Below are 20,396 nucleotides of genomic sequence, written 5' to 3' on the forward strand. Positions count from 1 at the left end.
TGCGCCCCTCTCCTTGACCGGCATCACCCTGGCCCGGGGCCGGCGCGGTAAACTGGCTGTCGCAGTGCAGCATCCCTGTGCCAGGAGTGTCCGGTGAGCGCCCAGATCGAAGTTCAGAGCTGGCATGCCCAGACCGCCGAAGACGTTCTGCATGCGCTGGAGACCCATCGCGACGGCCTCTCCGCGGCGGAGGTCGAGCGCCGTCTCGAGCGCTACGGCGAGAACCGCGGCCGGCCGCCGCAGCGCCGCAGCCGCCTGCGCCGGCTGGCCGCCCAGTTCCACAATCTGCTCATCTATCTGCTGATCGCGGCCGCAGCCGTTACCGCCGGCCTCGGCCACTGGATCGACACCGGCGTCATCCTCGGCGTGGTGCTGATCAACGCCGCCATCGGCTACATCCAGGAGGGCAAGGCCGAGCACGCCCTGGAGGCGATCCGCAGCCTGCTCTCGCCGGAGGCCGTGGTGCGGCGTGACGGCCGCCGCCGCACCGTCGCCGCCACGACCCTCGTGCCCGGCGACATCGTCTACCTGCAGCCCGGGGACAAGGTGGCGGCGGATCTGCGCCTGTTCGCCGCCAAGGGCCTGGCGGTGGACGAGTCCGCGCTCACCGGCGAGTCCGTCCCGGTGGACAAGGGCACCGAGCCCGTGGCCGCCGACGCTGCCCTCGGCGATCGCACGGGCATGGCCTTCGCCGGCACGCTGGTGACCGCCGGCCAGGGCGAGGGCGTGGTGGTGGCCACCGGCGAGGCCACCGAGCTCGGCCGCGTCACCGGGATGCTGGCGCGGGTGGAGGTGGTGACGACCCCCCTGCTGCGGCGGCTCAATCGCCTCGGCCGGCAGCTTGCCGTGGTCATCCTCGGGCTTGCTGCCGCCACCGTGCTCGCCGGCATGGCCCTGCACGGCTTCGACCCGGTGACCCTGTTCCTCGCCGCCGTCGGCCTCGCCGTGGCGGCCATCCCCGAGGGCCTGCCGGCCATCGTCACCATCACCCTGGCGCTGGGCGTGCGGCGTATGGCCGCGCGCAACGCCATCGTGCGCCGCCTGCCCGCCGTCGAGACTCTGGGCGCGGTGACGGTCATCTGCTCGGACAAGACCGGCACGCTGACCCGCAACGAGATGACCGTGCGCAGCGTTGCCACGGCGAGCCACGACTACCGGGTAAGCGGCGAGGGCTACCGCCGGGAGGGCGCGATCACCGGCGGCGAGCCGCAGGCGGACCGCGCCCTGGCCGCGCTCGTGCGGGCGCTGGTGCTTTGCAACGACACCGCCGTGGACCATGGCGACCCGGACGCACCCCGCGTATCCGGGGACCCGATGGAGGCGGCGCTGCTGGTGCTGGCCCACAAGGCGGGTGTGGACCCCGACGCCCTGCAAAGGCAGTGCCCGCGCACGGATATCGTGCCCTTCGACTCCGAGCACCGCTACATGGCCACGCGCAACCGCCTTCCCGAGGGTGAGCAGGTGCTGGTGAAGGGGGCGCCGGAGGTCATCCTCGCCATGTGCGAGCGCGCGCAGCGCAGTGACGGGGACGCGCCGCTGGACAGCGACGCCTGGCACGCCCGGGCCGAGGCCATGGCGGCAGAGGGCCAGCGCCTGCTGGCCGTGGCGGCGGCGCCGGCGCGGTCGCATCCGCTGCACCGCGATCACCTCCAGGGGCTGACGCTGCTCGGCATCGTCGGCATCATCGACCCGCCCCGCAGCGAGGCCATCGAGGCCGTTCGCGCCTGCCAGTCCGCCGGCATCCGCGTGAAGATGATCACCGGCGACCACGGCGTCACCGCCGCCGCCATCGGCCGCGCCCTGGGGCTCGCCGGCAGCGACCGCGCCGCGGTTACCGGCCGCGAGCTGGACGCCATGGACGACGCGGCCTTCGCCCGGGTGGCCCGGGAGGCCGCCGTGTTCGCCCGCGTCTCCCCCGAGCACAAGCTGCGCCTCGTGCAGGCGCTGCAGGCCGCCGGCGAGGTGGCGGCAATGACCGGCGACGGCGTCAACGATGCGCCGGCGCTGAAGCGTGCCGACGTCGGCGTCGCCATGGGCGGCAAGGGCACCGACGCCGCCCGCGAGGCCGCCGAGGTGGTGCTCGCCGACGACAACTTCGCCACCATCGAGGCGGCGGTGCGCGAAGGGCGGGTGATCTACGACAACATCGTCAAGTCGGTCCTGTTCATCCTGCCCACCAACGCCGGTCAGGCGCTGATGCTGGTGCTGGCCGTGCTTGCCGGGATGACGCTGCCGATCACCCCGGTGCAGATCCTCTGGGTGAACATGATCACCGCGGTGACGCTGGCGCTGGCACTGGCCTTCGAGCCGCCCGAGCCCGGCGTCATGGCACGCCCGCCGCGGCCGCCGCGGGCGCCGCTGGTGCCTTCCGGGCTCTGGTCGCGCCTGGCGCTGGTGGCGCTGGCCATGGTCGCGGCGGCGTTCGGGCTGTTCCTGCTGGAGCGTTCCCAGGGCCGGGATCTCGCCGAGGCGCGGACGCTCGCGGTGAACACGCTGGTGCTGGTGGAGCTCTGGTACCTGTTCGCGGCGCGCCGGCTGCGGGCGCCGACGTTCACCCGCGACGGCCTGCTCGGCAACCCCTACGTGCTGGGTGCCGCGGGCCTGATCGTCGCCGCGCAGCTCGCCTTCACCTACCTGCCGGTGATGCAGCTGCTCTTCGATACACGCCCGCTCGGGGCCGGGGACTGGCTGCGCGCGGTGCTGGCGAGCCTGCCGGCCCTGCTCCTGGTGGAGGCGCACAAGTGGTGGTACCGCCGCCAGCCGGCGGCGGGGCCGGTACGCGCCGCCGGCGTAGGGGTCAGGTCTTGACATGACAGTTGCGCGAAGCCGCAACTGTCATGTCAAGACCTGACCCCTACGCCCTACGCCCTAGCGCCCGAACAGCGTGGCGTAGACCTCGATGGACTGCAGGTCCGCCTCCACCCGCAGCGACTCCACCTGGCCGGCATCGAGGCGGATCCGCTCGGCCGCCGCCGGGTCGAGCTCCGGCTCGCTGACCGCCTCGCGGCGGACCTTGTGGCCCGGCTCCACCGGCTTGCTGAGGGCGTTGGCGGCGTGCACCAGGCAGGCCTCGTCGCGATAGAGGCGGCTTTCGCCCGGGCGGTGATGGCAGCCTACGGCCTCGCGGTAGACCGCCGGCAGATCCCAGGCCTTGAGCAGCGCGCCGCCGACGTCGGCGTGGTCGAAGCCGAGCTGCTCCCGCTCCACGGCGTGCAGCGGCGTGTCGGTCTCGGCGAAGGTCTCGAGGATGTCCTCGGTCTCGTCCGGCAGCTCGTGGTAGAGGGCGAGCTTGCCGAGGTCGTGCAGCAGCCCGGCGATGAAGGCCTGCTCCGCCTCGCCCACGTCCAGCTCCCGGGAGAGCAGCCGCGCCATCAGGCCGCAGTAGATGCTGTGATGCCAGAAGTCCGCCATGTCCACCAGGCGGGTGTCGATGCGGGAGAAGGCGCTGGCGACGGCGGTGGCCAGCACCAGCTCGTGCAGCGCCCGCGTGCCGACGACATTGATCGCAAGCGGTACGGTATCCACGTGCCGCGGCAGCCGGTAGTAGGCGCTGTTCACGAGCCGCAGCAGCCGCGCCGTGAGCGCCGGGTCGTGGCTGATCACCCGGCCGATGTCCGCGGCGCCGTAGCGCTCGTCGTCGATCATCTCGCTGATGCGATGGTAGGCCCGCGGCAGCGAGACGAGCTCGCTCAAGCGGCTGGCGATGTCTTCCGGCTGCATGTGCGTGGTTCCCCCCTGAGCCCCCGTGGAACGCCCAGCCCGCATATCTCACCGATTCACGGCTGCGGCCGTGGATCTGGCGGACAGTTCTGCGTTGCGCTCGGTTCGGGTGCTCGACGTACTGTCGAGTACGCCTGCGCGCCCGAACTCTCACGCGCCTTGTCCTGCCCGCCATCTCCACGCCCTCGCTTCGCGAATCGGTGACATATGCGGGCTAACGGCAGTCTGGCACAGCCCCCGGGGGCGGGCGGCGTGCGTGCGTCACGAAAGCGCGGCGCCTCCCTCTCAGCCGCTTTTGCGCACCAGCAGCCGAAAGCCGATGTCCGCGGTGCGGCTCGCCGGCGGCTGCCCGTCGAGCTCGGACAGCAGCCTCTTTGCCGCCCGCCGCTGCTACGCTGCCCTACACCCGAACAGGTCGCGGCGCTCCGCGAGCGTCACGGCCGCTGACTGAGAGGACGGTGACCATGCCGCGTTTTGCCGCCAACCTGAGCATGCTCTTCGCTGAACGCCCGTTCCTGGAGCGCTTCGCCGCCGCCGCCGAGGCCGGCTTCACCGGGGTTGAGTATCTGTTCCCCTACGCCCACGACGCCGCCGATATCCGCGCGGCACTGGAGGCGTCGGGGGTCGAGCAGGTGCTGTTCAACCTGCCGCCCGGGGACTGGGAGGCGGGCGAGCGGGGTATCGCCGCGCTCCCCGGGCGCGAGGCGGATCTCCGCGCCGGCGTCGAGCAGGCCCTCGACTACGCCCGCGCCCTCAGCTGCCCCCGCGTGCACATGATGGCCGGCATCCCGCCGGCGGACGCCGATCCCGAGGAATGCGAGGCGGTGTACCTGCGCAATCTGCGCCACGCCGCCGGGGAAGCGGCACGCGCCGGCGTCACGCTGCTCATCGAGCCCATCAACCCGGTGGACATGCCTGGCTACTTCCTGACCCGGCAGGCCCAGGCCCGCCGGCTGCTGGCCGCTGCCGGCGCGGACAGCGCCCGGGTGCAGCTCGACCTCTACCACGTGCAGATGACCGAGGGCCGCCTCGCCCACGCCCTCGACGAGCAGTGGCCGCGGCTCGGCCATGTCCAGATCGCCGGCGTCCCCGGCCGCCACGAGCCGGATGCCGATGGCGAGATCAACTGGCCGTGGCTGTTCGCCGAGCTCGACCGCCGCGGCTACGCCGGCTGGGTCGGCTGCGAGTACAAGCCCCGCGCGGGCACGTCCGAGGGGCTCGGCTGGTTCAACCGCGCGCGTCGGGAGTCCGCGAACTGAAGGCGGTGATGACCGCCGACGCCGGAGAGGGGCCTGTAGGAGCGGCGCCCCCGCCGCTAACCCCGGTCTGCCGGCCAGCGCCCCACGACCAGGAGGACCGACATCATGCGAATGCAGAACAGAACCGCCATCGTCACCGGGGCCGGGTCCGGGTTCGGCGAGGGCATCGCCCGCCGCTATGCCGAGGAGGGGGCGCGGGTGGTGGTGGCGGATATCAACGATGAGGGTGGGGAACGGGTGGCCGCCGGGATCCGCGATGCCGGCGGCGAGGCGGTCTTCATCCACGCCGACGTCGCCCGGGCGGACTCGGTGCAGGCGCTGGTGGAGCGGGCCCTCGAGCACTTCGGGGATCTCGACACCGTCGTCAACAACGCCGGCATCACCCATCGCAACGGGCCCATGCTGGAGGTGGACGAGGCCACCTTCGACCGCGTCTACGCGGTGAACGTGAAGAGCCTCTACCACATGGCCCGCTCGGCCGTGCCCGTGTTCCGCCGCCGGGGCGGGGGTTGCTTCGTCAACATCGCCTCCACCGCGGGCGTGCGCCCGCGCCCGGGGCTCACCTGGTACAACGGCAGCAAGGGGGCGGCCATCGTCCTCGGCAAGTCCATGGCGGTGGAGCTGGCGCCGGACCGGATCCGGGTGAACACCATCAACCCGGTGATGGGGGAGACCGGCCTGCTCGGCGACTTTCTCGGCGACAACCCGCCGGAGAAGATCGTGGCCGGCATCCCGCTGGGGCGCCTCAGCCGCCCGCTGGACATCGCCCAGGCGGCGCTCTTCCTCGCCTCGGACGAGGCCGAGTTCATCACCGGCGCCAGCCTCGAGGTGGATGGCGGCCGCTGCGTGTGAGCGGCACCGGCCCTCGGCAGCGTTCCGGCGGCCCCGCGCGCATCGCAATCCGGTCCTGAACGGCGCGCGCCCTGCGCCGGGGCATGCCCGTTCGGGCCACGTGACGTAAGCTGAGCGCCGAGCGTGTCTGCCGGCGCGGAACAGTCCCCGTGCCGGCGACCCCTGAAAACCAGCCCGTCGAGGCAAGCTGCGATGATCGATCTCTGGACCTGGACCACCCCCAACGGCCGCAAGGTCTCCATCCTGCTGGAGGAGCTGGGGCTGGACTACGCGGTGCACCCGGTGGACATCACCGCCGGGGAGCAGCACGAGCCGGACTTTCTCGCCATCAGCCCGAACAACAAGATCCCCGCGATCGTCGACCGCGACGGCGGCATGGCGCTGATGGAGTCCGGCGCGATCCTGTTCTATCTGGCGGAGAAGACCGGGCAGCTGCTGCCCGCATCGGGCGAGGCGCGGTACCGGGTCATGGAGTGGCTGATGTGGCAGATGGGCAGTCAGGGGCCGATGCTCGGCCAGGCCCATCACTTCCTGAAGTACAACCCGGGCCGGGCGCCCTATGCCGAGGAGCGCTACGGTGGCGAGGCGCAGCGCCTCTACGGCGTGCTGGACCGTCGCCTGGCGGAGCACGAGTTCGTCGCCGGAGAGTACTCCATTGCCGACATCGCCATCTGGCCCTGGGTGTCGCGCTACGAATGGCAGCAGGTCGATCTCGCGCGGTATCCGAACGTGCGGCGCTGGTACTGCGCGCTGGCGGAGCGCCCGGCCTACCAGCGCGGCTATCATGTGCCGAAGTACGTCAACGACATCCCCATTCCCACGAGTGACTAGCTGGCACCGGGAGTCCGCGGCTTACCCGATAGCTTCGGCGCCTGGTGCCGGGCGCGAGGCGGGGCGTTGAACACAACGACACCACGGACACGGCGATACACAACGCGGAACCTGATTGGCAACGAGCATCAGCTACGTCGCCTACCGGTAGCGGCGCGCCGGCAGCGTGGCTGAGGGGCGTTGCAGACGAGTTTTCCACAATCAGACCCGGACGCCGCTCAACCGCGGCCCAAGCCGGGCGGAGCAATGCCATGAGCAAACCCAAGGTACTGGTGACCCGAAAGCTGCCGGACAGCGTCCAGCAGCGCCTGCAGCGTGACTACGATGCCCTGTTTAACCACGACGACCACGTCTTCGACCGGGGCGAGCTGCTGGCGAAGGCGGAGGGCGTGGCGGCGATCCTGCCCTGCCACAGCGAGCGCTTCAGCGCCGACGTCATCGACGCCCTGCCGGACAGCGTGCGGATCATCGCCAACTACTCGGTGGGCGTGGATCACGTGGACCTGGAGGCGGCGAAGCGCCGCGGCATCGTGGTGACCAACACGCCGGATGTCCTCTCCGACGCCACCGCCGAGATCGCGCTGCTGCTCGCCCTCGGCGCCGCACGCCGCGCCAGCGAGGGCGACCGGCTCGTCCGCCGCGGCGCGTGGACGCAGTGGAGCCCGAGCTTCATGGTGGGCACGCAGATCACCGGCAAGGCCGTCGGCATCGTCGGCATGGGGCGGGTCGGCCGGGCGGCGGCGCAGCGCTTCCGCGGCCTGGACATGGAGATCCACTACCACAACCGCTCCCGGCTGCCGGAGGCGCAGGCGCAGGGCGCGCACTACCACGCCTCGCTCGACGAGATGCTGGGCGCGGTGGATGTGGTCTCGCTGCACTGCCCGGCGACGCCGGATACCACCGGCCTGATCAACGCGGAGCGCATCGCCAGGCTGCGGGACGGCGCGATCCTCGTGAACACCGCCCGCGGCGCCCTGGTGGACGACGATGCCCTCATCGCCGGGCTCAAGGCGGGCAAGCCGGCCGCCGCGGGGCTCGACGTCTTCAACGGCGAGCCGGGGGGCGACCCGCGCTACCGCGAGCTGGACAACACCTTCCTGCTGCCGCACATCGGCAGCGCCACCACCGAGACCCGGGCCGCCATGGGCGAGCGGGCGCTGGCCAACCTGGACGCCTTCTTCGCCGGCCGGGAGCCGGGGGATCGCGTGGCCTGACCGGCGCAGACTCCTAGCCGGCGAGGCGTCGCCGCAGCCAATCCGCCGCGCGGCCGTCCATCACCGCGAGCCCGGTGAAGATGATGCCGAGCCCGGCGAAGGCCGTGGGGCCGAGGCGCTCGCCAAGGAACAGGGCCCCCAGGCTGATCGCGCTCACCGGCACGAGAAAGGTCACCAGCGACATGTTGGTGGCCCCGGCGGAGGCGAGGATGCGGAAGTAGAGCAGGTAGGCGAAGGCGGTGCAGAGCAGCGACAGCCCGAGCAGGGCGGTCCAGCCGGAGACGCCGGGGGTCAGCGTCCAGGGCTGGTCCACGATGAGCGTCACCGGCAGCAGCAGCAGGGTGGAGGCGGTGAGCATGTAGGCGGCGTTCACCAGCGGCGTGGCGCCGCCGAAGCGCCGCCCGATGTGCACCGCGAAGCCGTAGGAGCAGGCCGCCCCGAGCACGGCGAGCTGGCCGAGGCTGTAAGGGTCCAGCCGCCGCAGCAGGTCCGGGCCCATGAGCACCGCCACCCCGGCGAAGCCGAGCGCCACCCCCGCCGCCCGCGCCGGCGTCAGCCGCTCCTCGCGCCCGATCAGCAGCCCCACCAGCACCGCGAACACCGGCGTCATGGCGTTGAGGATGGAGGCCAGCCCGCTGGGGATCTGGGTCTGGCCCCAGACAATGAGGGAGAAGGGCAGCGCGTTGCTGGTGGCCCCGAGCAGCAGATAGCCCGCCAGCACCCGTGGCGCCGTCGGCAGCCGCTCGCCGCGGGCCCGGGCCAGCACCAGCAGCACCACGGCGGCGATACCCACCCGCCCGAGGACCACGGTGAACGGCGGCAGCGTGTCCAGCGCCACCTCGAAGAAGAAGAACGATCCGCCCCACACCGTGGACAGCACCACCAGCAGCGCCCAGTCCACGGCGCTCATGCGCTGGTCCATGCCCGCGCTCCTGCACCGCCGCCGTGAAGGCGGAGGAGACTAAGCCCGGGGGGTCGTCGCCGTCCACCCGATTCCGGTGGCGTTTTGGAAGCGAGTGCGCGGCCGGCGCTATTCGGGGCGCCGGCCCTGAAGGCGGTCGAGCATCGCCAGGGCGCCCTCGATCCGGCTGACCCGGTCACGAAGGTCGCGCATCTCGGCATTCAGCCAGTCGAGCTCGCCGCGTACCTCACGGCCCTGCTCGGAGACCTCCTGGGCAAGCTGCTGAACCCGTTCGGAGTTGAGCAGGGCAGCCTGAACCGCCTTGAGCGCCTTCTCGATCATTGCCCCGGGTCCTCTCGGCGTTGGGCCCGAAGGGCTGCCAGCTGCTCCCGAGTCTTCGCGATTTCGGCGAAGGCATCGTCCAGGGCGGCGCCGGTTGCCGCGTTCTGGGCCTCCAGCCGCTCGACCATCGCGGCGAGCTCGCGGGCCTCCGGTGTGTCCTGGGCATCCCGTGATGTCAGTGCCTGCCACTCGGCCAACGGCACGAGCACCGCCACCTGCCGGTGATGCTTGCTCACGATGTAGTGATGCCCCCGGCCGACCCGGTCCAGGACCTGGCTCCAGTGCACCTTGGCGTCGTAGCTCTGGATCACTTCCGGCTCGTGCTCGGTCATGGTCGTTCCCGTGCTTCTGGATCGGTCGGTTGACTGGTCTGAATATACGGGCTGTGTGTCCCGGGCGCCATACCGCCAGACAGAGCGCTCTGGCGGGACCTTCGGAGCATTCCGCGCCGGCCGCGAATACGCCCCGAAACCGAGGTCGCCGTAGGTCGTGCACGGCGCAGCCGTGTGCGACATCCCCGTTCCGGAGCCGGGAGGTCGCACACGGCCTGCGGCCGTGCACGACGTACGGTTCGGCTGGCGCTCTCTACCGCCCCCGCCACTCGCGCGGATGCGGCTCATGGTCCGGCAGCAGGCAGTCGTAGCCCGCCTCGCGCAGGCTGCGGATCACCGCCTGGCTGTGCTCCTCGCCCAGGGTCTCCACGGTGGCCTCCACCTCCGTGGCGCGCACGGAGAGATCCGTGAACGCCCGCTGGTGGGCGATGTGGATGACGTTGGCGCGGGCGTCCGCGAGCAGGCGGGTGAGGTCGGCCAGCGCCCCGGGGACGTCGGGCACGCCGACGCGCACCCGCATCACGCGCTTCGTGCGCACCAGCCCGCGCTGGATCACCGAGGACAGCGGCAGCAGGTCGATGTTACCGCCGCAGAGCACCAGGCCCACCCGGCGGCCGCGAAAGCGCTCGGGGTCGGCGAGCACCGCGGCGAGGCCGGCGGCACCCGCGCCCTCCACCACGGTCTTCTCGATCTCCAGCAGCTGCAGCACCGCGCGCTCGATGTCGGGCTCGTCCACCAGCACCACCTCGCGCACCCACTCACGGATCAGCGGCAGGGTGAGCTCGCCGGGGCGCTTGACGGCGATGCCGTCGGCGATGGTGGCGGGGCCGCATTCCACCGGCAGCCCGGCCAGGGCCTGATGCACCGCCGGGTAGCGCCGGGTCTGCACGCCGATGACCTCGATGGCCGGATTCACGCTGCGCGCGGCGACGGCCATGCCGGCGATGAGCCCGCCGCCGCCCACCGGCACCACCAGGGTGTCCAGGTCGGGCACGTCCGCCAGCATCTCCAGGGCCGTGGTGCCCTGGCCGGCGATCACCGCCGGATCGTCGTAGGGGTGCACGAACACCAGGTCCCGCTCCGCGGCGAGGCGCTGGGCAAAGTCGCCGGCCTCGGCGACGGTCTCCCCCTCGAGGCGGACGTCGGCGCCGAAGGCGCGGGTGTTGCGCACCTTCACGTTGGGCGTGTGCCGGGGCATGACGATGGTGGCGGCGATGCCCAGGCGCTCGGCGTGGTAGGCCACCGCCTGGGCGTGGTTGCCGGCGGACATGGCGATCACACCCCGGCGCCGCTCGGCCTCCGTCAGCGCCAGCAGGCGGTTGAGCGCCCCGCGCTCCTTGAACGCGGCGGTGAACTGGTGGTTCTCGAACTTCAGGAACAGCTCCGCGCCGGTGAGGCGCGAGAGCACCTGGGAGCGGCTGCAGGCGGTGTGCAGGACCGCGCCGCCAATGCGGCGGGCCGCCGCGCGGATGTCGTCGAGGGTGACGGGCAAGGCCGGCTCCGGGGCTGAGGGCGTGGGCGAAGTGTAGCGGATGCAGGCCGGCTCCTTCGTGTGGTGACGGGATTCGCGGCGGGGGCGCCGCTCCTACCGGCTTCGGTCCGGCGCAGGGGCGGGCGGCGCCCCGTGGGAGGTGCGCCTCGTGGCGAATCCCGGGCAGGAGCCGTAGGTCGTGCACGGCCGCAGGCCGTGTGCGACGTCCCGGTCCGGCGCGGGGATGTCGCACACGGCTGCGCCGTGCACGACCTACGGTGGCTACCGTCCTTACCGTGGTCGCGCCGCGGGCGGCAACGCCGAGCGTCCGTGCCAGGTGGACGCTGCAGTCCGGTTGATTCCGGTCCCCCAACAGAAAAGGGCGGCCCGGAGGCCGCCCTTTCAGGCTCCGATCAAGATCCGGGGATCTTAGAAGGAGTAGAGGCCACCGATGGCGAAGCCGTCGTTGGCGTCCTCTTCCTGGTCGTAGGTCGCATACTCGGCATAAACGTAGAAGTTGCTGCCGATGTTGTAGTTCGCGCCCAGGATCACCTCGGTGAAGGAGTCGTTGCCAGCGGCGTTCTCCTCGTCGTAGCCGACCTCCTGCACGATGCCGTACAGGTCGCCCATGCCGTAGTTGAAGCGGCCACCCAGGCTCAGCACGTCTACGTCGCCGATGGCACGCTCGTCGGTGTCAGCGGCGTCGAGCTGGTAGCCGCCGTCGACGGTGAAGCGGCCGAAGTCATAGGAGACGACAATACCCATCACCGGATCGTCGAAGTGGTTCGGACCACCCTCGGAACCGGCGTCAGCGGCGCTGACGAACTCATTCGAGCGCTGGTCGATCGCAGCCGACACGGTCAGGCCGCCGGTTTCGTACATGGCCGCCGCGGCGAGGCTGATCCCGGCGTCGTCGCCGTTCACGTCGCCAGTCTCGTTATCCCCATTGTTCACGCCACCCTGGGTGAGCTCAAAGGTCGCCTCGTCAGCGTCACCGTTGATCTGCGCCTCGAGGCCGAAGCTGAACCCGCCGAAGTTCGGGCTCATGTACAGCAGCTGGCGGTCCTTGTGGTCCACGCCGCGACGGCCGTTGATCGGGGCCAGGAACTCCTGGTAGTCCCAGTAGTCGCGGACGAAGCCGTCATAGATGGAGTCGGCGTTACCAAGCCGGACCATGCCGAAGTCGCCGCGCACGCCGAAGTACGCCTGGTCGGTGGCGGCGGTCTCGGCGGCCTGCTCGACGGCGTCGTAGCCGTCCTCCTCGATGCGGGCAAAGCCGGTGAGGCCGTTGTCGAACCTGTGCTCGACGGCCACGCCGATGGTGGTGCCGTTGTCTTGCAGGTCGCTGACGCTGTCGCCGCTGGCATCGTTGGTGTCGCTGTAGGCGATCTGCACGTTGCCGTAGAGGCTCAGCGTGGTGTCGTCGTTGACCTGGAAGGTGGCAGCGCTCGCGGCGCCAGTGCCCATCAGGGCGGCCACGGCGAGAGCCGAAGCAGTCTTCTTCATCATTGGTTCATCCCTCACTAGTGAAGCGGATCGGTTTTACCTGCGCCTGCGCGCAGCGCAGGCCGTCCTTTTGGACTGCAGCGGAGTCTAGGCAGGCCGCTGCGTATATGCAACACCTTTTTGCGTCAGAGCCATGGATTTCGGGTGAACTGTTGTGAAAGCACCACAGAAACCCCGGCCCGGTGCGTTGCATGAACAACTGTAGCCAAGCCCGCGGCCTTATGGAAGACCTTTCGTCAGCTGAAAAACGGTTTTTGCTGAATCAGTTGTGCGAGGGCGTTGATGTGGTTTCCCGGAGCGTGGTGTTTGGGCCACGAGTGAGGGGGGATGGTGGCGGGGCGGTAGTAGCGGGGCGGTGGGTGCGGTCTCCGACCGCGGACCGGCGCAAGGCGCCGGACCCGGGACCCTCGCCCCACTGAATGTCACGATCACGCCGGACCGACGGATCACCGTGCTCCGCGCGGTATCGCGGTCGGAGACCGCTTCTCTAAAGCGGCCCCCGGAGTCAACCTCCCGGGTTGTAAAAGGAAGGCTGGCCGAGGCCTCAGGCTTCTCTACGTGGTCGCCCCCGTGGGGGCGCCGACAGGATGGGATGTACGAGAACGCCGTCCGGAATCTCCCAAACACGGGGTCACTCCCAAACACGGGGTCACTGCCCCAAGCGGTCTGCAGGATCGGCGTCCTCGATACCCCGGCCAACCTGTTTGCTCGCTTTGAGCGCTCGCTTTGATCGCTGTGCTGCGCGTTGCGCTACCTCCCGGCGGTCGTGATCAGGCACCCACCGCCCGCTCGGGCCAGGCCTTGAAGCGCTCACCGCTCACCCAGAGCCGGTGGAGGAGTACCGCCAGTTTGCGCGCCAGCGCCACCTTCGCCTTCGCCTGGCCCTTGCGCTCGGCAAGCCGCAAGCCCCAGCGCCTGAGCGCGCAGTCCCGACCGCGGACCAGCAGCGAATGCGCGGCCTCCACCAGGTGCCAGCGCAGGAGCTTGTCGCCCTCACGGCTGATGCGCCCCTGTACCTGGAGCTCGCCGGACTGGTAGATCCGCGGCGTGAGCCCCGCGTAGTCGGCCACCTCATCACCACTGGCGAACCGCCGCGGGTCATCGATGGTGGCCACGTACGCCTGGCTGACCAGCGGACCCACTCCGGGCACGCTCGCCAGGCGCTCCGCCACCGCATGCTCGCGCGCCTCGCGCTCGATCTCCCGGCGCAGGCGCCGCGCCTCACCGAGCGCATGCTCGTAGGCCGCGAGCAGCGGCTCCAGGTAGGTCGCCAGCCCCGGCACGTGCTCGGCGCACAGCGCACGCACCCGCGGCGCAAACTCGCCCTTGCTCACCCGGCCAACCCGCACCCCGTGCGCGCGCAGCAGCCCCCGCACCCGCGCCGCGAAGCCCTTGTAGGCCTCCACCAGCCCCTGACGCGCCTGCAGCCGCGAGCGCTGCAACCGCGCCTCAGCCGACTTGCGGTGCACCGCCGTGTACCAGCCCGCCTGAGCCATGCGCGCCAGCGTCCGGGCATCCCGCCGGTCGGTCTTCTTCGAGGCATCCATCAGCCGCTTCGCCGAGCGCGCATCGATCACCACCGCCTCATGGCCAGCATCCTCGACCACCAACGCCACCCACTCCGCTAGCGGCGTGCTCTCGATGACCACCCGCGTCGCCTCAAGGCCCGAGAACGCCTCCATCAGCGCCCCCGCCTCGGTCGCCACCGTGCGCTCGAGGATCACCTCGGCGTTCGCGTCCACCACGCAAACCGTGCTTGCCCGATTCGCCACATCGATGCCAGCGTAGAGCATGGAGACAACCTCCCTTTCCGTTGAGGCGCCTTCGGCGACCTCGTGAATCTGCTCGGGAGGTTGTCTCCTCCTTCCCACTCCACTCAAGCCGCAGGCCGCTTTACTCCATCTCCCACCGGCGCCGGCTGCTGCGGAACCACGGTCACGCCTGCCACTCCGACAGGGGCACGCTCGCGCAGAGGATGGACAGCTTGTCGGCGATCGATGTGGCGCTGGGAATACTGTTGGCGGCGGTGGTGTTCGGGGCGGCGCTCCTTGCGCGGCACCTGAAGGCCCGTCCGGTGCGCGCGGGTTGGGGGTACGGACACGCCGGGCTGGCCGTGCTCGGGGTTCTGGCCCTGGGCTGGCCCGTCTTCACGACGCCGACGCCGCTGGTGGTGAACGCGGCCCTGCTGATGTTCGCCTTTGCCGTGCTGGGCGGGGTGTTCGTGCTGCTGTTCCGGCTGCAGGGGGAGCGGCCACCGCTGTTCATGGTGGCGCTGCATGCGGTGTTCGCGGCGGTGGGGGTGGTGTTGCTGGGGCTGGGGGTGCTGGCCGGCGGGTAGGTGTGGTGGGGGATTCGCGGCGGGGGCGCCGCTCCTACGGGCTTCGGTTAGGCGCTGCGGTTTGGTCCGGGCCGGGCTGTCGGCGGGCTGGGGTACGGCGCGTCGCGCCGTTTCGCGGTCCGGGACCGCTTCTACGCGGGGCTTCAGGCCGGCAGTGATAGGCTTCCGGCAATGTCGACGGACCATTCGCAACAGGCCGGGGAAGGCCCGCCGGAGACCCTGGAAGGGCTGGGGCAGCGGCTTGCGGCCGCTCCGGGGCGTCGGCGGCCGGGGCGGCGGGCGTGTGCCGTGCTGGAGGGCATGCTCGCGGCGCCGCAGCAGGCGGCGGTGAGCACCATCGGCGAGCTGGCCGGGGCCTTCGGCGTGCACGCCTCCACGCTCACGCGCCTGGCCCAGGCGCTGGGGTACCGCGGCTTCGGCGAGCTGCAGGCGGTATTCCGCCGGCACGTGGCCCAGACCGGGCACTTCTACAGCGACCAGGCGAGCCGCCTGCGCGGCCTCAGCGCGCCGGCCCGGCAGGGGCTGGACCTGATGGGCCGGGTGGCCCGGGATGAGCAGGCCAACCTCGCGGGCATGCTGGAGCTGCTGGAGGCGCCGGCGCTGGAGGCGGCGGCCGCGCTGCTGGCGGAGGCGGCGCAGGTGCGCTCAATCGGCCTGCGCCAGTCCCACGCCATCGCCGAATATCTCGGCTACGCCCTGGGGCTGCTGCGGGGCGGCGTGCAGACGGTGGACGCGGCGCAGGGCATCGCCCACGGCGTGGCCGGGCTGGGGCCGCGGGATGCGCTGGTGGCGGTGGGCTTCGCCCCCTACACGCGGGCGACGGTAGCGGCGGCGGAGGTGGTGCGCCGGCGCGGGGTGCCCATCGTCGCCATCACCGACGGCCACGCCTCGCCGCTGGCGCGCCACGCGACGCACGTCTTCGTCGCGCCCGCGGGCGGGCACTTCTTCAGCAACAGCATGGCGGCGGCGCTGGTCCTGGTGGAGGGGCTGCTGGCGATGGTGGCGCAGCGCCTGGGTGACGAGGCGCTGCGGGCGCTGGAGGGGCGGGAGGCGCTGATCCGCGAGCTGGGTGTGGCGCTTTAAGCCGGAATGGGCCGCGCTGCGCGCGGCTCCAAGGGGATTCGGCGCGGGGGCGCGCCTCCTACAGGCGGGGCCTGCCGCGGTGGCTTGATGCGGCCTGTGGGAGCGGCGCCCTCGCCGCGAATCTTCAGCGGAGCCAGAGTAGGTCGGGAACCGCCGCAGGCGGTACCCGACACGCCGGAGGCGCGCTCCGCATGGCCGGATAGGCCGCGCTGCGCGCGGCTGTTGGCGAGCGCGTTGCGCTTGCCAACCTACGCCCGTTGCCGGCACCCAGGCCGGACTCCGGGCCGGGCACGGCCCTGACCGCTCCCAGGTTATCCGCAAAAATATCGCCAAGCGGACTCTGAAGGTTCACTCAGCGAGATGCGGAACCCCTGCGAAAAACCGTATGGAAAGCGTGCCTTGCCGGCAAGTTGACAGGCCTGGCGGGGTGGACAATGGTGAAGGGGTTACGCGGCAACGCGGCGGGCTGTCACAAGACGGCGGGTCGCCGGCAACGATAAGACGACTCTCAGAAGGAGGAAGAACGCATGATCAACAAGACCTTCACCACGGCGCTGGGCGCCAGCGTACTGGCCCTGGGGATGACCAGCGGCGCCTCGGCGCAGCAGGAGTTCATCACCATCGGCACGGGCGGCGTCACGGGCGTGTACTACCCCACGGGCGGCGCCATCTGCCGGCTGGTCAATGCCGACCGCAGCGAGCACGGCATCCGCTGCTCGGTGGAGAGCACCGGCGGCTCGGTCTACAACACCAACTCCATCAACAACGGCGAGCTCGATCTCGGCATCGTGCAGTCGGACGTGCAGTACAAGGCCTATCACGGCGAGGCGCCGTTCGATGAGCCGATCGAGAAGCTGCGCGCCGTGTTCTCGGTGCATCCCGAGCCGCTGACCATCGTCGCCCGCGCCGGCGCCGGCATCGAGACCTTCGAGGACCTGCGCGACAAGCGCGTCAACGTCGGCAATCCGGGCTCCGGCCAGCGCGCCACCATGGAGGTGCTGCTGGAGGAGATGGGCTGGACCATGGACGACTTCGCCCTCGCCTCGGAGCTGAAGGCCTCGGAGATGGCCTCCGCGCTGTGCGATAACGAGATCGACGCCTTCGCCTACGTGGTGGGCCACCCCTCCGGCGCCATCGAGGAGGCGACCACCTCCTGCGACTCCGTGATCGTGACGCTGGACAACGAGGCCACCGCCAGCCTGGTGGAGGAGAACCCCTACTACTCCATGGCCACCATCCCCGGCGGCATGTATCGGGGCAACGACGAGGACACCACCACCTTCGGCGTGCGGGCGACCTTCGTCAGCTCCACCGACACCTCCGCGGACACGATCTACGTGGTGGTGAAGTCGGTGTTCGAGAACTTCGACCAGTTCAAGTCCCTGCATCCGGCGTTCGCCGTGCTGGAGAAGGAGGAGATGGTCTCCGCCTCGCTCTCGGCGCCGCTGCACGAGGGGGCCGAGCGCTACTACCGCGAGGCTGGCCTGCTCGACTGAGACAGCCGGTGCCGAGGCACGGCTGAAACGAGGCCCGGGGCGGTTTGCGCTGCCCCGGGCTTTTTTGCTTCGGGGGGAAGGGATTCGGCGCGGGGGCGCGCCTCCTACAGGCCGGTTCGACCACGATGGCTGATGCGCACGGTAGGAGCGGCGCCCTCGCCGCGAATTCCCGGCGGGGTAGGTCGTGCACCGAAGGTGTGCGACATTCGGGCGGTCGGGGGCGAGGGGATGTCGCACACGGCCGGCGGCCGTGCACGACCTACGCGAGAGCCCTGTAGGAATGGCGCCCTCGCCGCGAATCTTACCCGCCATGACGGTCGTAACGGGGTGACGGACGCATGAGCGAGAGCGAAAACGGCAGCGGCGCAGGCGAGTTCCTCAGCACCGAGACCGGCGCCCGCATGCCGAAGGGGTCGGTGGGCCGGCTGCTGCTGGTCATCCCCTTCCTGTGGTCGCTGTTCCAGATCTGGTACAGCTCGCCGCTGCCCTTCATCGTCGGCTTCGGCATCTTCAACAGCACCGAGGCGCGGGCGATCCATCTCGGCTTCGCCATCTTCCTCGCCTTCATGGCCTTCCCGGCGCTGAAGCGCTCGCCACGGGACCACGTGCCGCTGGCGGACTGGGCGCTGGCGCTGCTCGCCACCGCCTCGGTGATGTATCTGGTGGTGTTCTACGAGGCGCTGTCCCAGCGCCCGGGCAATCCCACCTGGTACGACATCGTCGTCGCCCTCTCGGGCATCGTGCTGCTGCTGGAGGCGACCCGGCGGGCGCTCGGGCCGCCGCTGATGGTGGTGGCGCTGGTGTTCCTGGCCTACGTCCTCGGCGGCCAGTACGCGCCCGACGTCATCGCCCACGACGGCGCGAGCCTCGGGCGCGTGGCCTCGCACATGTGGCTGACCACCGAGGGCGTGTTCGGTGTCGCCCTCGGGGTGTCGACGGACTTCGTGTTCCTGTTCGTGCTCTTCGGCGCGCTGCTGGAGCGCGCCGGGGCGGGGGCGTACTTCATCAAGGTGGCGTTCGCCATGCTGGGCCGCTACCGGGGCGGGCCGGCCAAGGCGGCGGTGGTGGCCTCGGGGCTGTCCGGCATCATCTCCGGCTCCTCCATCGCCAACGTGGTGACCACCGGCACCTTCACCATCCCGCTGATGAAGCGGGTGGGCTTCCCCGGCACCAAGGCCGGCGCCGTGGAGGTGGCGGCCTCCACCAACGGCCAGCTCACCCCGCCGGTGATGGGCGCGGCGGCGTTCCTGATGGTGGAGTACGTGGGCATCCCGTACCTGCAGGTGATCCAGCACGCCATCCTGCCGGCGCTGATCAGCTACATCGCGCTGCTCTACATGGTGCATCTGGAGGCCGTGAAGCTCGGCATGGAGCCGATGCGCGGGCCGGCGCGGGCGCGGCTGCTGGTGCGGCTGACCCTCATTGCGAGCAACATCCTCGGCATCATCGCGCTGAGCCTCGCCGTGTACTACGGCGTCGGCTGGACCAAGGACGTCTTCGGCGCGGCGGCGGCGCCCATCGTCGGCGCCGTGGTGATCGCGGCCTATGTGGCGCTGGTCTGGCTCGCCGCCCGCCAGCCCACCCTCGAGGACAAGGGAACCGACGAGGACCTGGTGATCCCGCCGCTGGGGCCGACGGTGCGGGCCGGGCTGTACTTCCTGCTGCCGGTGGCGGTGCTCATCTGGTGCCTGATGGTGGAGCGCTTCTCCCCGGGGCTGTCGGCCTTCTGGGCGGTGATGTTCATGATCGCCATCAGCCTCACCCACCGGCCGCTGCTGGCCTTCTTCCAGCGCGACCGCACGCTCTGGGCGGCGACCCGCCAGGGCGTGGCGGAGCTCGCGGACGGCATGATCGGCGGCGCCCGCAACATGATCGGCATCGGCGTCGCCACGGCCACGGCAGGCATCGTGGTGGGCACGGTGACGCTCACCGGCATCGGCCTGGTGATGACCGAGTTCGTCGAGTTCATCTCCGGCGGCAACCTGATGCTGATCCTGTTCTTCGTGGCGCTGCTGAGCCTGATCCTGGGCATGGGGCTGCCGACCACGGCCAACTACATCGTGGTCTCGACGCTGATGGCGCCGGTGGTGGTCGAGCTGGGCGCCCAGAACGGGCTGGTGGTGCCGCTGATCGCGGTGCACATGTTCGTGTTCTACTTCGGCATCCTCGCCGACGACACGCCGCCGGTGGGCCTCGCCGCCTTCGCCGCCTCGGCGATCTCCGGGGCGGACCCGATCCGCACCGGCATCCAGGGCTTCGCCTACGACATCCGCACGGCGATCCTGCCGTTCATGTTCATCTTCAACACCCAGATCCTGCTGATCGGGCTCACCGGCTGGGTGGATCTGGTGATCACCGTGGTGAGCGCGACCCTCGCCATGCTGGTGTTCTCGGCGGCCACCCAGGGTTACTGGCTGACGCGCAGCCGCTGGTACGAGACCGCGGCGCTGCTGCTGATCACCTTCACCCTGTTCCGCCCCGGCTTCTGGTGGGACGACATCTACCCGCCCTACGAGAACGTGCCGGGTACCGAGATCTTCGAGGTGATGGAGACCATCCCCGCCGGCGGCAATCTCGCGGTGCTGGCCAGCGGCATGACCATCGAGGGCAACGAGGTCTCGAAGACGGTGCTGATCCCCCTGGAGGAGCCGCCGGGCGATCCCCAGAATCGCCTGCGCGCGGCGGGCCTCTCGGTGATGACCACGGGCGGGCAGGCCCAGGTGCAGAACGTGCGCTACGGCAGCCAGGCCCAGCGCGCGGGGCTGGACTTCGGCTTCACCATCGACGCCGTGCGCCTGCCGGCGGACCGCCCGCCCAAGGAGCTCGCGACCATCCCGGCGTTCCTGCTGCTCGGCGCCATCGGCTGGGCCCAGCACCGCCGCCGGCAGCGCGAGGGCGAGCCGGCCCCCAACGCGGAGCTGCGCGGCGCGGAGACGTAGATCGTGCACGGCGAAGCCGTGTGCGAGATCCCCGCCTCATGACGGGGGCTGTCGCACACGGCCTGCGGCCGTGCACGACCTACGCTTCTGAACCGATCGCGGGCCGCGGCGA

16 protein-coding genes are annotated in these 20,396 nt (G+C 70.8%); 9 read left to right on the forward strand and 7 right to left on the reverse strand.

Features of this window, described 5'->3' with window-relative positions; all coding sequences use genetic code 11:
* The first annotated feature begins 93 nt into the window (after positions 1-93).
* Entirely contained in the window at positions 94-2,808 is a 2,715-nt protein-coding gene (locus LMH63_RS02565; RefSeq protein WP_109679954.1) for a cation-translocating P-type ATPase, read from the forward strand.
* Between the two features lie 60 nt (positions 2,809-2,868).
* On the opposite strand, the gene LMH63_RS02570 is transcribed toward LMH63_RS02565, so the two are convergent.
* On the reverse strand, positions 2,869-3,720 hold the full coding sequence (locus LMH63_RS02570) for an HDOD domain-containing protein (RefSeq protein WP_158280464.1): 852 nt from the start codon (positions 3,718-3,720) through the stop codon (positions 2,869-2,871).
* A gap of 464 nt (positions 3,721-4,184) precedes the next feature.
* Here LMH63_RS02570 and otnI point away from each other — a divergent pair, with 464 nt between their 5' ends.
* The 4 genes from otnI (at position 4,185) to LMH63_RS02590 (ending at position 7,876) form a co-directional block, all read left to right on the forward strand.
* Positions 4,185-4,979: a 2-oxo-tetronate isomerase gene (gene otnI, locus LMH63_RS02575; protein ID WP_109679968.1), complete on the forward strand. Its 795-nt coding sequence runs from the start codon at positions 4,185-4,187 to the stop codon at positions 4,977-4,979.
* A gap of 105 nt (positions 4,980-5,084) precedes the next feature.
* Positions 5,085-5,831: an SDR family oxidoreductase gene (locus LMH63_RS02580; protein ID WP_109679952.1), complete on the forward strand. Its 747-nt coding sequence runs from the start codon at positions 5,085-5,087 to the stop codon at positions 5,829-5,831.
* A gap of 192 nt (positions 5,832-6,023) precedes the next feature.
* Complete coding sequence (locus LMH63_RS02585; protein WP_109679951.1) at positions 6,024-6,662, forward strand: glutathione S-transferase family protein; 639 nt, start codon at positions 6,024-6,026, stop codon at positions 6,660-6,662.
* Positions 6,663-6,913: 251 nt separating this feature from the next.
* On the forward strand, positions 6,914-7,876 hold the full coding sequence (locus tag LMH63_RS02590) for a 2-hydroxyacid dehydrogenase (RefSeq protein ID WP_109679950.1): 963 nt from the start codon (positions 6,914-6,916) through the stop codon (positions 7,874-7,876).
* A gap of 13 nt (positions 7,877-7,889) precedes the next feature.
* On the opposite strand, the gene LMH63_RS02595 is transcribed toward LMH63_RS02590, so the two are convergent.
* From LMH63_RS02595 to LMH63_RS02620, 6 genes are all read right to left on the reverse strand, one after another.
* Positions 7,890-8,798 (reverse strand): DMT family transporter, encoded by a 909-nt coding sequence (locus LMH63_RS02595; RefSeq protein ID WP_229332700.1) that lies wholly within the window; start codon positions 8,796-8,798, stop codon positions 7,890-7,892.
* Positions 8,799-8,906: 108 nt separating this feature from the next.
* A complete protein-coding gene (locus tag LMH63_RS02600; RefSeq protein ID WP_109679949.1) occupies positions 8,907-9,119 on the reverse strand; it encodes a hypothetical protein in 213 nt (70 codons plus the stop codon).
* Positions 9,116-9,451: a type II toxin-antitoxin system prevent-host-death family antitoxin gene (locus LMH63_RS02605; RefSeq protein WP_158280463.1), complete on the reverse strand. Its 336-nt coding sequence runs from the start codon at positions 9,449-9,451 to the stop codon at positions 9,116-9,118. The genes LMH63_RS02600 and LMH63_RS02605 overlap by 4 nt, the downstream gene beginning before the upstream one ends.
* Before the next feature lie 253 nt (positions 9,452-9,704).
* A complete protein-coding gene (locus tag LMH63_RS02610; protein ID WP_109679947.1) occupies positions 9,705-10,943 on the reverse strand; it encodes a threonine ammonia-lyase in 1,239 nt (412 codons plus the stop codon).
* A gap of 408 nt (positions 10,944-11,351) precedes the next feature.
* Complete coding sequence (locus tag LMH63_RS02615; RefSeq protein WP_109679946.1) at positions 11,352-12,431, reverse strand: porin; 1,080 nt, start codon at positions 12,429-12,431, stop codon at positions 11,352-11,354.
* Positions 12,432-13,198: 767 nt separating this feature from the next.
* Positions 13,199-14,221: an IS110 family RNA-guided transposase gene (locus LMH63_RS02620; protein ID WP_229332701.1), complete on the reverse strand. Its 1,023-nt coding sequence runs from the start codon at positions 14,219-14,221 to the stop codon at positions 13,199-13,201.
* Positions 14,222-14,412: 191 nt separating this feature from the next.
* Here LMH63_RS02620 and LMH63_RS02625 point away from each other — a divergent pair, with 191 nt between their 5' ends.
* From LMH63_RS02625 to LMH63_RS02640, 4 genes are all read left to right on the forward strand, one after another.
* Complete coding sequence (locus LMH63_RS02625; protein ID WP_146205225.1) at positions 14,413-14,766, forward strand: hypothetical protein; 354 nt, start codon at positions 14,413-14,415, stop codon at positions 14,764-14,766.
* Positions 14,767-14,937: 171 nt separating this feature from the next.
* The gene (locus tag LMH63_RS02630) at positions 14,938-15,849 is read left to right on the forward strand and encodes a MurR/RpiR family transcriptional regulator (RefSeq protein ID WP_109679026.1); all 912 of its coding nucleotides are present in this window, start codon (positions 14,938-14,940) and stop codon (positions 15,847-15,849) included.
* Between the two features lie 527 nt (positions 15,850-16,376).
* Positions 16,377-17,345, forward strand: a complete 969-nt coding sequence (locus tag LMH63_RS02635; protein ID WP_109679027.1) for a TAXI family TRAP transporter solute-binding subunit — start codon at positions 16,377-16,379, stop codon at positions 17,343-17,345.
* Positions 17,346-17,683: 338 nt separating this feature from the next.
* A complete protein-coding gene (locus LMH63_RS02640; protein ID WP_109679028.1) occupies positions 17,684-20,284 on the forward strand; it encodes a TRAP transporter permease in 2,601 nt (866 codons plus the stop codon).
* Positions 20,285-20,396: the final 112 nt, after the last annotated feature.

Origin of the sequence: Spiribacter halobius (genome assembly GCF_020883455.1) — a bacterium.
Taxonomy (GTDB): domain Bacteria; phylum Pseudomonadota; class Gammaproteobacteria; order Nitrococcales; family Nitrococcaceae; genus Sediminicurvatus; species Sediminicurvatus halobius.

Excerpts from the sequence above, each read along its gene's own strand:
- LMH63_RS02570 (WP_158280464.1), bottom strand. The coding sequence starts at position 3,720 with ATGCAGCCGGAAGACATCGCCAGCCGCTTGAGCGAGCTCGTCTCGCTG.
- LMH63_RS02580 (WP_109679952.1), top strand. The coding sequence starts at position 5,085 with ATGCGAATGCAGAACAGAACCGCCATCGTCACCGGGGCCGGGTCCGGG.
- LMH63_RS02605 (WP_158280463.1), bottom strand. The coding sequence starts at position 9,451 with ATGACCGAGCACGAGCCGGAAGTGATCCAGAGCTACGACGCCAAGGTG.
- LMH63_RS02620 (WP_229332701.1), bottom strand. The coding sequence starts at position 14,221 with ATGCTCTACGCTGGCATCGATGTGGCGAATCGGGCAAGCACGGTTTGC.
- LMH63_RS02595 (WP_229332700.1), bottom strand. The coding sequence starts at position 8,798 with ATGGACCAGCGCATGAGCGCCGTGGACTGGGCGCTGCTGGTGGTGCTG.
- LMH63_RS02640 (WP_109679028.1), top strand. The coding sequence starts at position 17,684 with ATGAGCGAGAGCGAAAACGGCAGCGGCGCAGGCGAGTTCCTCAGCACC.
- LMH63_RS02635 (WP_109679027.1), top strand. The coding sequence starts at position 16,377 with ATGATCAACAAGACCTTCACCACGGCGCTGGGCGCCAGCGTACTGGCC.
- otnI (WP_109679968.1), top strand. The coding sequence starts at position 4,185 with ATGCCGCGTTTTGCCGCCAACCTGAGCATGCTCTTCGCTGAACGCCCG.
- LMH63_RS02600 (WP_109679949.1), bottom strand. The coding sequence starts at position 9,119 with ATGATCGAGAAGGCGCTCAAGGCGGTTCAGGCTGCCCTGCTCAACTCC.
- LMH63_RS02590 (WP_109679950.1), top strand. The coding sequence starts at position 6,914 with ATGAGCAAACCCAAGGTACTGGTGACCCGAAAGCTGCCGGACAGCGTC.
- LMH63_RS02615 (WP_109679946.1), bottom strand. The coding sequence starts at position 12,431 with ATGATGAAGAAGACTGCTTCGGCTCTCGCCGTGGCCGCCCTGATGGGC.
- LMH63_RS02630 (WP_109679026.1), top strand. The coding sequence starts at position 14,938 with ATGTCGACGGACCATTCGCAACAGGCCGGGGAAGGCCCGCCGGAGACC.
- LMH63_RS02585 (WP_109679951.1), top strand. The coding sequence starts at position 6,024 with ATGATCGATCTCTGGACCTGGACCACCCCCAACGGCCGCAAGGTCTCC.